Source organism: Pseudarthrobacter sp. C1, assembly GCF_034720455.1.
Classification (GTDB): Bacteria; Actinomycetota; Actinomycetes; order Actinomycetales; family Micrococcaceae; genus Arthrobacter.
On sequence record NZ_JAYESK010000010.1, the window covers coordinates 1 to 15,008 of the forward strand.

The window sequence follows — 15,008 nt, forward strand, 5'->3', positions numbered from 1 at the left end:
GGGAGGTGCTCAGGGCGTGGGAGCGGGCCAGCAGGGCTCCGGCTGCCCGGTCACCGATGGCCATGACACAGCTGATCTCGGCGGCGATAGCCCTTTCAAGCGCCTGCACTTGCGGGTCCGGCGGGGCGGCCGCCCGTGCGGTGGCGGCGTAAGTCCCTGCAGCGCTGACCACCAGCCCCGCCACCCTGGCCTGGACCCCGGCGGCCCCGGCAAGGATGTCCAGGCACCCGTCGGCCAGCCCGGCCAGCGGATCAGCAGCGGAAAACGGCTCCGAACCGCACCCGTCCGCCTCGGCAATGAGCACGGCAAGAGCGGCATTCATGTCCGCAAACGCCTTCGCCACCGCCGCTTTCCCCATACCAAAATCATCGCGGCAGGGTACGACATTTAACCGCGGGCCTCGACCTGAGGACGGGAACCCGGGGGCAAATGTCGTACCCTCCCGCGAACGGTTAGCCGCGGAGGCGCTCCATGCCCGGGTCGAAGAGCGGTTCGGGGGTGACGGTGGCTGCGATGCGCTTGCCGAAGTACTCAATCTCCACCGAGTCGCCCTCGGATACCGACGCCGGCAGCCAAGCGTAGGCGATCGGCCTGCGGACGGTGTAGCCGTAGGCGGCGCTCGTGACGTAACCAACCGCAGCACCGTCCGCGTACACCGGTTCCTTGCCCAGCACGATGGACGTGCCGTCGTCGACCGTCAGGCAGCGCAGCGCCCGCGTGGCGGGTTGCTCCTTGCGGGCGGCGAGAGCCTCACAACCCACGAAACCGGTCTTGTCCTTGGCCACCGAGAAGCCCAGGCCGGACTCGTAGGGGTGGTGTTCGGACGTCATGTCCGTGCCCCACAGCCGGTACCCCTTCTCCAGCCGCATGCTGTTGAAGGCGCCGCGGCCGGCGGCGATGATGCCGTGCTCCCGGCCCGCCTCGAACAGCAGGTCCCAGAGCTTCAGCCCGTACTCGGCGGTGGTGTAGAGTTCCCAGCCGAGTTCGCCCACGTAGGAGAGCCGCATGGCTGTCACCGGGATGCCGCCCACGGAGATTTCCTTGGTGCGGAAGTACTTCAGGCCGTCGTTGGTGAGGTCGTCCGAGCTGACCTTGCCGATCACTTCGCGCGCCAGCGGGCCCCACAGCCCGATGCAGCAGGTGCTGCCGGTGATGTCGGAGACATGCACCCACTGGCTTGGATCGGCAGCGGACTGCTTCCGGGCCTCCACCCGGAGGTAGTCGAAGTCCACGTTGCTGTTCACGCCCAGCTGGAAGTCCTCCTCCGCCAGCCGCGCGACGGTCACGTCACTGCGGATGCCGCCGTCGTGCTCCAGCAGCAGGCAGTACGTGACTGCGCCCGGTTTTTTGGCGATGTTGCCGGTGCTGAGCCGGTGCAGCAGCGCCTGCGCTCCCGGGCCCACCACGGACAGCCGCTTCAGCGGCGTCATGTCGAAAAGCGCGACGGCGGTACGCGTCTTCCACGCCTCGGCCGCCGAGATGGGGGATGAGAACATGGCGGACCAGGAGTCCCGCTCCGGCGCCTGCCACTCGGCCGGCAGCTCCTCGAGCAGGCCGCGGTTGGCCTCGAACCAGTGCGGCCGCTCCCAGCCGGCGGACTCCAGGAAGAACGCTCCCAGTTCCTTCTGGCGGACGTTGAACGGGCTCACGCGCAGGTCCCGCGGAGATTCCCTGGGCTGCAGCGGGTGCATCACGTCGTAGATCTCCACGAAGTTCTGCTGGGATGTCTCGCTGACGTACGCATCGGAGGTCTGGACCTTTTCGAAGCGGGTGAGCTCGCAGCCGTGCAGGTCCGTGCGGGACCGGCCTTCCACCAGCAGCTCCGCCATTGCCTTGGCCACGCCGGCCGAGTGCGTGACCCAGACGGCTTCGGCCACGAAGAAGCCGGAGAGCTCGGGCGCCTCGCCCATGAGCGGGCCGCCGTCCGGGGTGAAGGAGAAGATGCCGTTGAAGCCGTCCTGGATCGCTGAGCTGCGCAGCGCCGGCAGCAGGTCCTGGCTGTCCTCCCAGGCGGGCAGGAAGTCTTCCAGGGTGAACTCCAGGCGGGAGGGCATGCGGTGGTCCGACATTTCCTCTGCGGCGACCTTCGGCAGGGCGGACATGTCCACCGGCATGGGGCGGTGGGCGTAGCTGCCGATGCCGATGCGATCGCCCCATTCCCGGTAGTACAGGTCCTTGTCCTGGTAGCGCAGGATGGGCTTGCCGGCGCCCTTGGGAAGCTCGTTGACGCCCTCGAGTTCGGGCAGCGGGGTGCTGATGGCGTACTGGTGGGCCAGCGGCAGCAGCGGGACTTCCAGGCCCACCATCTTGCCGAGTTCACGGCCCCAGAAACCTGCGCAGGACACCACGATGTCCGCCGGGATCAGTCCGTTGCCGGTTTCGACGCCGGTCACCTTGCCGCCCTCCCGGGCGATGCCGGTCACCGTAGTGGAGCCGAGGAAGGTCACGCCACGCTCGCTGGAGCGTTCGATCAGCAGCTGCACCGCACGGGCGGCCAGGGCCAGGCCGTCGGTGGGGATGAGCAGGCCGCCCAGGACTTCGCGGCCGCCGGTGAGCTTGCCCGTGTTCAGGAGGGGGTAGATCTTTTCGCATTCGTCGGCGTCGACGATCCGGCTTTCGACGCCCCAGGAGGTCATCACGCCCATCTTGCGCTTGAGGTCGGCCAGGCGCTCGGGGGTGGTTGCCAGTTCCAGGCCGCCCACCTGGTTGAAGCAGGACTGGCCGTCCTTGCTCAGGGCCAGCAGCTTGTTCACCGTGTAGGTGGCGAATTCGGTCATGGTCCGTGACGGGTTGTTCTGGAACACCAGGCCCGGCGCGTGCGACGTGGAGCCGCCGGCAAGTTCCAGCGGGCCCTGTTCCACCACCGTGATGTTGGTCCAGCCGCGGGTGGCGAGTTCGTCGGCAAGGTTGGTTCCGACAATGCCGGCGCCGATGATGACAACGCGTGGTGATGCGCTCATGGGTCTTGTTTCTCCTGTTAGCTTGGCGGGCGTTGGCGTTAGCGGAAGACGACGGTGCGGGTGTTGTTGAGCAGGACCCGGTGCTGGCAGTGCCATTTGACGGCCCGGGCCAGCGCCTGTGTTTCGGCGTCGCGGCCCACGGTCACCAGGGCGTCCGCGTCGAGGCTGTGGTCCACCCGGAACACCTCCTGCTCGATGATGGGTCCCTCATCAAGGTCTGCCGTCACGTAGTGGGCGGTGGCTCCGACGAGCTTCACGCCGCGGTCATAGGCCTGGTGGTACGGCTTGGCGCCCTTGAAGCCGGGCAGGAAGGAGTGGTGGATGTTGATGGCGCGGCCACGGAGGCTTTCGCACAGATCGTTGGAAAGGACCTGCATGTAGCGGGCCAGGACCACCAGGTCCGCGTTGTACTCGGCCACCAGTTCCAGGAGCCGGGCCTCGGCCTCGGGTTTGGTGGCCGACGTCACCGGGACGTGGATGAAGGGCAGTCCGGCGGCTTCCGCCATGGGACGCAGGTCCTCGTGGTTGGAAACCACGACGGCGATCTCCGCGCCAAGGCTCCCGGCCTGCCACCGGAAGATGAGGTCGTTAAGGCAGTGGCCGAACTTCGAGACCATCACCAGGAGCCGCTGCGGCCTGCCGTCGTTGATGGTGAAGTCCATGGCGAACTCAGCGGCGATGGGCGCAAAGGCCGAGCTGAGGCCTTCCACGTCCTGGTGGTTGAGCCCGTTCTCCTGGTGGATGTCGGAGCCAAGGGTGAAGGCCGTGCGGAGGTAGAGCTTGCCGCTGACGTGGTCGTCGAACTGCTGGTGCTCCACGATGTCGAAGCCGCGGTCCGCCAGGAAGGCCGTGACTGCCCGGACGATGCCGGGCTGCTCCGGGCAGGACAGGGTAAGGACGAACTGGGCCTGGCGCGTGGTGGGGCCCGCCGTGGCTGCGGCGGCTGCGGCGGTGCTGCTGGCAGGGGCGCCGACAGCGGCGGTGCCTGACGGGATGTTCTCGATAACGATGGTCATGGTGTGCTCCTAAAGTGTGGGTGCCGGTTTGATGGCGTCAGCGGGTTCACCGTTGGTGGAGCCCGCTTTCGGGGAATCGCTGCTGGCTGCATCACTGCCTGGACTGTCTCCCCGGCAGGTGCCGTCCGGGCAGCGTTCGCCGCATTCATGCTTGGTGACGAGGTCGAACTGGACGCCGCCATGCTGGTCAACGCCCGTGCGGATGGCGCGCTCAACTACGGAGTCAGCCAGCCGCCGCCGCAGGGACAGCGGGTCCCGCCGCAGGTCCTTGACCAGGGCGACACAGAGCAGCAGCATGACCAGCACGAACGGCAGGGCGGCCACGATGGTGATGCGTTGCAGGCCGGACAGCGCCTCGGAGGGCTCATCACCGCCGGCCAGCATCATCACGGCGGCGACTGCGCCGGTGAGCAGGCCCCAGAAGATGACGAGCCCGCGCTTCGGGTCGGAGGATCCGTTGGAGCTCAGGGACGCCATGATGATCGACGCCGAGTCGGCACCGGTGATGAAGAAGATGGCCACCAGGACCATGGCGAGGACAATAACGGCTGTGGTCAGCCAGGCAGGCATGGACATGTTCCGGACCAGGTCGAACAGGGCTCCGTCGAAGTCGATGGACGGTGAACCGCTGGCCATGGAGACCAGGCCCGGGGTGCCGGCCTTGTCCGCGTCTTCCTGGACCTTGAAGGCCGTGCCGCCAAAGATCCCGAACCAGATGACGCTCACGATGCTGGGAACCAGCAGGACGCCGGTGACGAACTGCCGGATGGTGCGTCCGCGGCTGATCCTGGCGATGAACATGCCCACGAACGGCGTCCAGGAAACCCACCAGGCCCAGTAGAAGATGGTCCAGCCGGACATCCAGGTGCGCAGCGCCTCGTCCCCCACTGCTTCGGTCCGCGAGGACATTTCGGCCAGGTCCCTGGCGTAGTCGCCTACTGCGGCCGGAATGAGGTTGAGGATGAACAGGGTGGGTCCGGCCACGAAGACGATCAGCGCCAGGATCACGGCGAGGACCATGTTGATGTTGGACAGCCACTGGATGCCGCGGCTGATGCCGGACACTGCCGAGGCGACGAAGCAGGCGGTCAGGATGGCAACGATGGCCACCAGTACAGGTGTGCCGATCTCGCCGATCCACCCGTTGGATGTCAGTCCGCTGCCGATCTGGAGTGCGCCGAGGCCCAGGGACGCGGCCGTGCCAAACAGCGTGGCAAAGATCGCCAGGATGTTGATGAACTTGCCCACCGGGCCTTCTACCGTCCTGATGCCGAACAGCGACGTGAACGCTGCCGAGATCAGCTGCCGGCGGCCCAGGCGGTATGTGCCGTAGGCCATGGCGATGCCAACGACGGCATACATCGCCCACGGGTGCAGCGTCCAGTGGAAGATGGAGGTGGCCATGGCCGTCTGGATGGCTGCGGGGGTCCGTCCGTCCACGGTGCCGGGTGGCGGCGCAATGTAGTGGTAGAGCGGTTCGGCAACGCCGTAGAACATCAGGCCGATACCCATGCCGGCAGCGAACATCATGGCGATCCATGAAACGGTGCGGAACTCGGGCTTTTCGCCGTCCTTGCCGAGGGGAATATTGCCCCACTTGCCCAGGGCCAGCCAGAGGACGAACACAACGAACAACGAGGCCAGGACCATAAAGAGCCAGCCGGTGTACTCCATGACCCAGCCCAGGGCGAGTGTTGAGGTGGCGGCCAGGCTGTCCCGGCCCAGGAAGCCCCAGGCCACAAAGGCCAGGGCGAGGACACCGGTGATGCCGAAGGTGGCCTTGTCGAGGGTGAGCTTACGGTTCCGCCGTTCTGCCACAGCCTGTTCGGCCCTGGTCTGGCGGAGTTCCTGCATGATTTGTTCGGTGTCCTCCGCGTCGTGTGAGTCGTGGGCGGAAGGAGCGTGCTCCGGTGCAGGAACGGGTTTGGGCTCTTCCATCTCGAGAGGGGGTTGGGCATCCGGGCGGATGTCGCTGCTCAAAGCCATGTCAAGTCCTTTGGTTTGAATTCTCGGTTTTGACGCTGTACTCCGGCGTCCCCAAGCCGGGCGGAAGATCGGGGTCTTCCTGGCATTCGGTCATCAAGGTCAGCTTTGCTTCCATCGCGGCAGTTGTTCCGTAAAGATCAACACGTCTCGCGATAAGCAACAGAGTGGCCTGCATAGCGGCCGCGTGTCAAGGTTTTTCTGAAGTCTTAAGCCCTATTTCAGAGGTTCCGGCCACGCCTTGACAGCGGGCCGGAACAGGGGGTCAGGCATCGATCACCAGGTCCGTCTGCGCGGTGGAGCAGCAGGGCAGGAACTTGCCCGCAGAGATTTCCCGCGCCCGGATCCCGCCCTGGTGGTTCATCTCGATCTCCCCTGAAAGCTTGACGACCTTGCAGGAGCCGCACATGCCTTCCTTGCAGTTCGCGCCGATCCTGACGCCCGCCCGCTGGGCCACCTCGAGGATGCGCTCGGTGGGGTCGATCCGCACATTGACGCGGGTACGCATGAAGGACATGGTGAGGCTGCCTGTTCCCACCGTGTCGAAGCTCGAGGCATCAGGGGAACCGGCTTCCGGCTCACCGCCCGGGCTGTCGGCGGAGGGGTCGGAGCCGGGAGTGTCCGGGTCGGCGATTTCCAGCGGCATGCCGGAGGCCTGCAGAGTCCCGTCAGCGTCGTAGCCAGGCTCGTAGAGCCCGAACGCGGCGGGCTGGCTTTCAAAGTAGTCCTCGGCGGATTCGGAGATCTCCTCGGCGATTTCCTCCGCGACGTCGGCTGCAAGTGCTACCTCCGCCTGGTATTCAAGGAGCGTCTGGCGGTCTCCCGAGAAGAACTCCATGTAAATGGAAGTGTCGTCGACGCCGACCTTCTTGAGCAGCTCGGTGGCCGTGTTCAGGTAACCCTCGGGACCACATGCGTACACCTGGCGGCCGTTGGCGTCGGGGGCCACCTCCTCGAGCGTGGCCGCCGTCAGCCTTCCACGGAGCCCTTCCCATCCCTCCGGCACGCTGCGGTCACCGAGGGAGTAGTAGACCTTGACGCGCGAGTCCACGGAGGCGATATAGGCCAATTCCCGGTGGAAGGCAAAGCCTCCAGGATCCGAGCCGTGGTAGAGCACCACAACATCGGCGTGTCCGGGCAGGGAATGGATGGTCCGCACCATGGACATGATGGGCGTGATGCCTGCGCCGGCGGCAAGCAGGAGATACCGTGCACGTCGGTCGGCATCTGGGAGGTGGAATGCTCCCACCGGTCCCAGCATCTCAAGAACGGTGCCGGGTTTGACGTTCTCGTGCACCCAGGGCGAGACCAGTCCCGTGGGGTCGCACTTGACGGTGATGCTGAAGGTCCACGGCTCGGTGGGCGAGCTGGACAGCGAGTAGCTGCGGTCCACCGGCTCCTGGTCCTCGCCATTCACGGGAAATGCGACGTTCACGTACTGGCCGGCACGGAACGCCAAAGGCGCGCCGTCGCATCGGCGGAACACGAAGGTCATCATGGCGCCGGCCTCGGGAACGGTCTCGACGCATTCGGCCATGAACTCCTGCGGATGCCATGGACCCAGTGCACGGGCTGCCCGGGCGGGTGTCTCGGTGTTTCCCATCACCCTGTTCCACGGCATCTCAAGACCGCGAATACGCTGTGGTTCCTGGATTGCCGTTTCAGTGAGGAGTTCAATCACGCCAAGTGCTCCTGCACGCGCTGCACGTACCAGTTGATGAATGCCTCGACCTGGTATTCGCTCTTCATGTAGGGCCCGGGCTCGTAGGCGGGACTGCCGGCGCCCTGCTGGCACAGCTCCACGAACGCCTTGTCCTGCAGGTTCGTCTGCTTCCAGGTGTGGGTGAGCTTCTCCAGGTCGTAGTCGATGCCTTCCACGGCGTCGTCGGCCACCAGCCAGGTGGTGCGTACGAGGCTCTGGTGTTCGTTGATGGGGAAGACAGCGAACGTGATGACGTGGTCGCCGAGGAAATGGAACCAGCTGTTGGGCTGCAGGTGCATCGAGCAGCGGCCAAGGCGGAAGTCGGGCAAGTCACCCAGCAGCTTCTTGGAAAGCCTCCGACCATCCGCGGAGAACGATTCGCCCTCTCCATCGAGCGATTCCCGTGAGATGCGGATTCCCGCGATGCGCGTGTCAAGCTGCTCGACCACCTCGTAGGGAAGGCCGTAGCGGCGGCAACGCTCCTCAAGGGAGGACTGGGCCTCCTTGTTCCGGTCCCACACTTCCTCAAGATGGGGCGGGATCAGGCCTTCCGTCAGGCCCCAGGTGGGGAAGAGGGAGCAGGCGAGCTCAGGGTGGCCGTCGCAGTGGTAGCACTCACGGTTGTTCTCCATGACGAGCTTCCAGTTGCCCTCTTCAATGATGTTCTGCTGGTAGGCGATTTTTGTCTTCGAGAGATCGTGGGGCGCCAGGTAGGGCTCAAAGATCTTTGAGGTCTCGTCAAAGTCCGCCGGCGGTTCATCCGCAATGCAGACGAAAATGAGTCCGGCGACCTCGCGTCCGTGGGCGCGCTTGAGGCCGAAGCAGCTCTTGTCGAACTTCGTTTCCCCCGGGGCGGAGGCATGGATCAAATTGCCCTCCGGCGAGTAGGTCCAGGAGTGGTAGCCGCAGACCAGGTTTCCGGTTGAACCGGCAGCCTCGGTGAGAACGCGGGCGCCGCGGTGCCGGCATACGTTGTGCAGGACGTTCACGGCACCATCGTCGTTGCGCAGCACAATCAGGGAGTAGGGCCCATAGTCGACCGTGACGTAGTCGCCCGGCTCCGGCAGTTCGGCGGTGCTGGCGGCAAAGATCCAGTGCTGGCCGAAGATGGCCTCCATGTCGATTTTGAAGATCGAGGGATCGGTGTAGAAGGGGGCATCGAGGGAGTATCCAGTGCGCCGGAACTCAAACAACGCGGTAATTTCCGCCAGCTGCTCGGCAGGCAATGATGCAGCGAGTCTTCCGCGTGAATTGAGGGGCACGTTCACTGAAGCAGTCATGGGTTTCCTCCCGGGAGGCATGGGTAGTGGGTGTTGCGGGGTGACCACGGGTGCGCGGGTGCTAACGGCCTGGTCGAAGAACTTGTAATGATGAGATTAGGGACACATCAGCTGCAACAAAAGCGCAAGATTTTGAAGATAACCATGCAGAATAGACGCATGATCGATCCGAGGCTCATCACACTTCGCGTGTTCGCCCGGTGCGGCACAATAGGCGGGACCGCGGAGCTCACGGGCTATTCTCCATCTGCCGTCTCCGCGCAATTGCGGGAGCTGCAGCGCGTGCTGGGAATGCAGCTGCTGGCGAAGGACGGCCGGGGCGTGCGGCTTACCGCCACGGGACGCTTTCTCGTGGCGGGCTCGGATCCCCTCATTGCCCAATGGGAGAGCCTGCGCGCCGCAGCCATGGAGGCCGGCGACCAGGTGCAGAGCCACTTTGGCCTCGGCGGATTCTCCTCTGCAGCCGCCCAGTTGCTCGCACCGCTGGCCGCCACGCTGCGCTCAACACACCCCCTGCTGGAGGTGCAGGTCCTTGAGGCTGATCCGGCCCGCTGCTTCGACTTGTTGATTGCGGAACGAATCGACCTTGCAGTTATCGTCGCCATGCAGTCCGACAGTTACGGTGAGGACGATCCGCGCTTCGAGCAGAGAGTCCTGCTCGACGATCCGCTGGACGTGATCATTCCCGGTGACCATCCGCTTGCATCACGCCAAACAGCGACGCTTGAAGAGCTGGCATCGGAACCCTGGATCACGGAGTCCGCCGGATCCACCTATCATTCCCTCTTCACCGCGGCGTTCACGGCAGTCGGGGTGACACCGCGGATTGCCCATGAAGCCGTTGAATGGGAAACCCACATCGCATTCGTGGGTGCGGGGCTGGGCGTCGGCCTGCTGCCCCGGCTGGCGCCTTTGCATGGTGCCGAAAACGTGGTTCGGCTACGCATCACCGGTCAAACGAAGCCCACGCGCCGCATTGTCGCGGCCGTGCGCAGGGGCAGCATCGCCTCACCCCTGATCCAGGAGTCGCTCGGCATCCTGCAGGTCAACGCCAATCGGATCCTCACCGCCCGGCCCGAAGAGAATCTCTGAGCGCTGCGAAAGCACATCCGCCGGGTGGCCCCACGGTTCCGCGTTTGTTTCCCGGTTAACCCGCGATCGTCGCCAGGACTGCCCCGGCACTCACTACGCCGCCTGCTTTCGCCCGGATCTCCGTGACGGTGCCGCCGCGGTGGGCGGCAACCTGGGTTTCCATCTTCATGGCTTCAAGGACGACGACGGGGTCCCCCGCCGCCACTTCGGCGCCCGGTTCCACGAGCCACTTCACCACGGTCCCCGCCATGTCCGCCCGCAGCTCACTGGGGTCCGCAGCGGGAGCCGCGGCGCCGCCGTCGCGCTCCCCCTCCGAAGAATGCCCGGCCGGCGAAACGCCTGCAGGCAGGCCGGCGCCGGAACGTGCCCAGCCGTCCAGCAGGGCCGCGGGAAGACCGACGGCGAGGCGCCGGCCGTCGACATCGACGGTGATGGTGCGCCGGGCACCGTCCGGAGCGGTTGTGCTGAACCCGGGATCCGCCGGGATGGATCCCGCGAAGTCCGTTTCGATCCACCGGGTGTGGATGCGGAGCGCGGTTTCCGAGGTGAAGTCCGGCGCCTGGACGACGGCCCGGTGGAACGGCAGCACGGTTGCCACGCCGGTGATTTCCATTTCCGCCAGCGCACGGCGGGCCCGGCGGAGCGCCTGCTGCCTGTCGGCGCCGGTGACGATCAGCTTGGCCAGCAGCGAATCGAACTGCGGCGCAACGATGGATCCGGCCCGGACTCCCGAATCCAGCCGGATGCCTGGACCCGTTGGGCCGCTGAACGTGGCGATGGTTCCGGGCGAGGGCAGGAACCCCCGCCCCACATCCTCGGCGTTGAGCCGGAATTCGAACGAATGCCCGCGGGGTTCGGGATCGGCCGCGAGGCGCAGGGGCTCACCGGCAGCGATCCGCAGCTGCTCCTGGACCAGGTCCACCCCGGTGGTCTCCTCGGTGATGGGGTGTTCCACCTGCAGGCGCGTGTTCACCTCAAGGAACGCCACCGTGCCGTCGGCGGCCACCAGGAACTCCACCGTCCCCGCCCCCGTATAGGCGGCTTCGCGGCAGACTGCCTTGGCGGCGGCGTAAATCTGGCTGGTCTGCTGTTCGGTGAGGAAGGGCGCGGGCGCCTCCTCCACCAGCTTCTGGTGCCGGCGCTGGAGGGAGCAGTCGCGCGTTCCCACCACCACAACGTTGCCGTGCCGGTCCGCCAGGACCTGCGCTTCCACGTGCCGGGGCCGGTCCAGGTACCGCTCCACGAAGCACTCGCCGCGGCCGAAGGCCACCACCGCTTCCCGGACCGCCGAGTCGAAGGCTTCCTCGATCTGGTCCATTTCACGGACCACTTTGAGCCCGCGTCCGCCGCCGCCGAAGGCTGCCTTGATGGCGATGGGCAGGCCGTGTTCTTCCGTGAAGGCACGTGCCTCGCCGGCCGAGGCCACCGGCCCGTCGCTGCCGGCCACCAGGGGCGCGCCTGCCCGGACGGCGATTTCGCGGGCCGTGATCTTGTTGCCCAGCAGCCTTATGGCCTCCGGTGCCGGCCCGATCCAGGTCAGGCCGGAGTCCAGCACGGCCTGGGCGAAGTCGGCGTTCTCTGACAGGAACCCGTATCCCGGGTGCACCGCGTCCGCTCCGGACTCCTTGGCGACAGCAAGCAGCTTGGGGATATCCAGGTAGGTTTCCGACGGCGCGTTGCCGCCCAGGCTGTAGGCCTCCGTGGCGGCGCCGACGTGCATGGCGTCCGCGTCGACGTCCGCGTACACGGCGACGGACTCCAGGCCGGCGTCCTCGCAGGCGCGGGCGATGCGGACAGCGATTTCTCCGCGGTTGGCAATCAGGACCTTGCGCATGTGCTGCTCACTTTTTCTGGGAAACGTTGAGGGAAGTGCTGGACGGTTCAAGGGGCAGGCCGTAGCCGGGGGCCCAACGGAACCTGATGCGGCCGCCAATGGGCACCTGGGCGGCGAGGTCCAGCTGGTGGTCCACCACCACGCCAATCACGGGGTAGCCTCCCGTGATGGGGTGGTCCGCCAGGAACAACACGGGCTGCCCTTCCGGCGGGACCTGGATGGCGCCGGCAACGGTCCCCTCGCTGGCCAGTTCCCCGTCCCGGCTCCGTTGGAGCGGCTCACCGTCCAGGCGCATGCCCACCCGGTTGGAGCGCGGCGTGACGCTCCAGTCCTGGGTGCAGAGCGATTCCAGTGCGGCGGCGCCGAACCAGTCATCCCGAGGACCGGGCACGACGTCCAGGACAGTCACACCGGTGTCCGGGAAGTCCGGCTGCACCTCAGGATTTCCCACCACGTTGGAGGACGTGGCGGCTCCGGCGGCAAGCAGTTGCCCCGGGGCCAGCGGCGCAGGCCCGATCCCGGACATGGTGTCCGTGGACCGGCTGCCGAGCACGGCTTCGGCGTCCAGGCCGCCCCGGATGGCAAGGTAGGTGCGGAAGCCCCGTTCCGGCGCGCCAAGGGTCAGGGTTTCGCCGTCCAGCAGGGCGAATGCCGTGGCCATGGGCACCTCGCGCACCCGCTCCGGCAGGCCGGCGTCGTCCGCATCCGCAGCTTCGGGGCCGGCGGGAACGTCCGACGGCGTGGCAACAGTCAGTGCCGCCGGCGCGCCGGTGACAGCCAGCACCTGGTCTCCCACGGCCTGCACGCGCAGGCCGCCGGCAACGGTTTCGACGACGGCGGCAGCTGGCTCGTTGCCCACGATGCGGTTGGCACGGCGCAGGGAGGAACGGTCCAGCGCACCGGCTGCGGAAACACCGAGGCCGCCGTAGCCGGGCCGGCCAAGGTCCTGGACCAGGCTTTGGAGCCCGGGCGACAGGATCCGCAGTCCGGAACGGCCGGCCTGTTCCCGGGCTGCCGGTGCTTCGGAATTCGCGGCATCAGCCTCCGGGGCGGAAAGTTCCACGAGTTCCCGCACCGCCCGGAACTGCACCCGGTCCCCGGGGGCAGCCAAGGCGGGCTGCTCGCGGGACAGGTCCCACATCCGGGCGGCGGTGCGGCCGATCAGCTGCCAGCCGCCCGGGGACTGCCGGGGGTAGACGGCGGAATAGTTGCCTGCAAGGGCCACGGATCCGGCCGGGACGGCAGTCCGCGGGGAGCTCCGGCGCGGGACTTCCAGCAGCTGGTTCTCCCCCACCATGTATCCAAAGCCCGGGGCAAAGCCGCCGAAGGCCACGGTCCAGACCTGCCCCGTGTGGGCCGCTACCACTCCCTCGGCACCGAGGCCGGTGAGCCTGCCCACGTCAGCGAGGTCCTCGCCGTCGTACACGGCCTCGATGACCACGAGCCTGCCTTCCGGCTGCGCGTGCACCGCCAGGTCCAGCTCCAGCAGCCGGGCCGCCATCCGCCGTGCGGCCCGGGGCGAATCCGCCTTGACCATCACGGTTTCGGCGGCCGCGAGGACCTCCACCTGGCCGGGCAGCGGATGCTCCAGCAGGAGGGCCTGCAGCGCCAGCACGTCGTGGAGCCCGGAGAGTTCGGCGAGCACCGCCGTCGTGCCTACCGGCCGTACGGCCAAAACACGGGCGGCGAGGACGCGCGCAGTGGCGGGGTTGGTGACTGTTTCCATGGCAATCCGCGCCGGTCAGGCGTGGCTCTCCTGGGCGTGGCCGTCGTGGAGCAGGCGGAGGTCGGCCTCGGGCTGCGGGTCGCGGCCCAGGCGCATGCCCACAATGGTGATGATGGCCGTCAGGAGGATGTACCCGGCGATCAGGTGCCAGCCGCCGGATGCTGCGCCGTACAGGGCGGTGAAGATCAGCGGGGCCACGGCGCCGCCGATGACGCCGGCCAGGGTGTAGGCCAGCGAGCTGCCGGCGTAGCGGAGGCGGGCCGGAAACTGTTCGGTGATGAAGGCGGCCTGCGGCCCGTACATGAAGGCGTGCAGGGCCAGGCCGATCACCACGCCGATGGTCAGCATTACCACCGATTTGCCCTGGATCATCAGGAAGAACAGCGGAATGTAGGCGGCGGTTGCGGCGGCGGCAACGCCGTACACCCAGCGGCGGTTGAGGCGGTCGGTGAGGGCGCCGGCGGCCGGGATCAGGAAGAGCTGGAAAGCAGATCCGACGAGGATTGCCGCCAGCACGTTGCCCGTGGTCATGCCCAGTTCCTTGGTGGCGTAGACGGCCACGAACACGGTGAACAGAGCGTAGAGGACGTCGGGGCAGAGGCGCGAGAGGGCGGCCGAGACCAGGGCCCGGGGTTCGGTGGTGAAGACTTCCTTGATGGGCGCCTTGGGGCGGTCGCCTTTGGCCTGGATGGCCTTGAAGACCGGGGTTTCCTCCAGCTTGAGGCGGATCACGAGGCCGAAGACCACCAGGATGGCCGAGGCGAGGAAGGCTACGCGCCAGCCCCAGGAGAGGAAGGCCTCGGTGCTGAGCGTGGCCGCCAGGATTGCCAGGGCGCCGTTGGCCATCAGGTTGCCGGCCGGCGGGCCGATCTGCGCAGCCGAGGACCAGAAGCCGCGTTTGTTGGGATCGCCGAATTCGCTGGACAGCAGGACCGCACCGCCCCATTCACCGCCGACGCCGATGCCCTGGGCCAGGCGCAGGAGCACCAGGATGGTGGGGGCTGCGACGCCGATGACCGAGTAGTCGGGCAGGGCACCGATGAGGACGGTGGCGACGCCGATCAGCACCAGGGTGAACACGAGGACGTACTTGCGGCCGATCTTGTCGCCGAGGCGGCCGAAGATCACGCCGCCGATGGGACGGGCCAGGTACCCCACCGCGAAGGCCGAGAAGGAGAGCAGCAGCCCGACGAACTCGTCATTTGAGGGAAAGAAGATCTTGGGGAACACCAGCGCAGAGGCGACGGAGTAGATGGCAAAGTCGTAGTACTCAAGCGAGGTGCCGGTGAGGCTGGCAATGTAGGCCTTGAGCGCGCCGGGCGGCGGCTTCCTTGCCGCGGTCCTTGCTGCCTTGTTGGTGCTGGTCATGTTTTTCCTCCGGGGGTGAGGGGATGGTGCGGGGCCGGTGAGCGGCC

At 66.9% G+C, this 15,008-nt stretch carries 9 protein-coding genes and 1 pseudogene; 1 reads left to right on the forward strand and 9 read right to left on the reverse strand.

Translation table 11 applies throughout. From position 1 onward, the window contains the following. The 6 genes and pseudogenes from U7114_RS15745 to U7114_RS15770 form a co-directional block, all read right to left on the reverse strand. A pseudogene (locus tag U7114_RS15745) lies at positions 1-358 on the reverse strand (endonuclease); the annotation flags it as partial. 94 nt (positions 359-452) lie between these two features. Continuing rightward, positions 453-2,960 carry a GcvT family protein gene (locus tag U7114_RS15750; RefSeq protein ID WP_321215012.1) on the reverse strand — a complete coding sequence of 836 codons (2,508 nt, stop codon included), beginning with the start codon at positions 2,958-2,960 and terminating at the stop codon, positions 453-455. Positions 2,961-2,998: 38 nt separating this feature from the next. Beyond that, positions 2,999-3,976 carry a formyltetrahydrofolate deformylase gene (purU, locus tag U7114_RS15755; RefSeq protein WP_157239856.1) on the reverse strand — a complete coding sequence of 326 codons (978 nt, stop codon included), beginning with the start codon at positions 3,974-3,976 and terminating at the stop codon, positions 2,999-3,001. 9 nt (positions 3,977-3,985) lie between these two features. Further along, on the reverse strand, positions 3,986-5,962 hold the full coding sequence (locus tag U7114_RS15760; protein WP_321215011.1) for a BCCT family transporter: 1,977 nt from the start codon (positions 5,960-5,962) through the stop codon (positions 3,986-3,988). Positions 5,963-6,224: 262 nt separating this feature from the next. Next, positions 6,225-7,640, reverse strand: a complete 1,416-nt coding sequence (locus U7114_RS15765; protein WP_323057891.1) for a ferredoxin reductase — start codon at positions 7,638-7,640, stop codon at positions 6,225-6,227. Then, the gene (locus U7114_RS15770) at positions 7,637-8,941 is read right to left on the reverse strand and encodes an aromatic ring-hydroxylating dioxygenase subunit alpha (protein WP_323057892.1); all 1,305 of its coding nucleotides are present in this window, start codon (positions 8,939-8,941) and stop codon (positions 7,637-7,639) included. Before U7114_RS15770 ends, U7114_RS15765 begins: the two co-directional genes overlap by 4 nt. A 159-nt stretch (positions 8,942-9,100) precedes the next feature. Between U7114_RS15770 and U7114_RS15775 the strand changes: the two genes are divergently transcribed. After that, complete coding sequence (locus tag U7114_RS15775; protein WP_157239862.1) at positions 9,101-10,033, forward strand: LysR family transcriptional regulator; 933 nt, start codon at positions 9,101-9,103, stop codon at positions 10,031-10,033. 55 nt (positions 10,034-10,088) lie between these two features. Here the strand turns inward: U7114_RS15775 and U7114_RS15780 are convergent, their stop codons facing one another. From U7114_RS15780 to U7114_RS15790, 3 genes are read right to left on the reverse strand one after another with little or no spacing between them, the layout of a single operon-like run. Further along, positions 10,089-11,867 (reverse strand): biotin carboxylase N-terminal domain-containing protein, encoded by a 1,779-nt coding sequence (locus U7114_RS15780; RefSeq protein WP_323057893.1) that lies wholly within the window; start codon positions 11,865-11,867, stop codon positions 10,089-10,091. A gap of 7 nt (positions 11,868-11,874) precedes the next feature. Then, positions 11,875-13,593, reverse strand: a complete 1,719-nt coding sequence (locus U7114_RS15785; RefSeq protein ID WP_323057894.1) for a 5-oxoprolinase/urea amidolyase family protein — start codon at positions 13,591-13,593, stop codon at positions 11,875-11,877. 15 nt (positions 13,594-13,608) lie between these two features. Then, positions 13,609-14,961, reverse strand: a complete 1,353-nt coding sequence (locus U7114_RS15790) for an MFS transporter (RefSeq protein WP_157239868.1) — start codon at positions 14,959-14,961, stop codon at positions 13,609-13,611. Between the last annotated feature and the right edge of the window lie 47 nt (positions 14,962-15,008).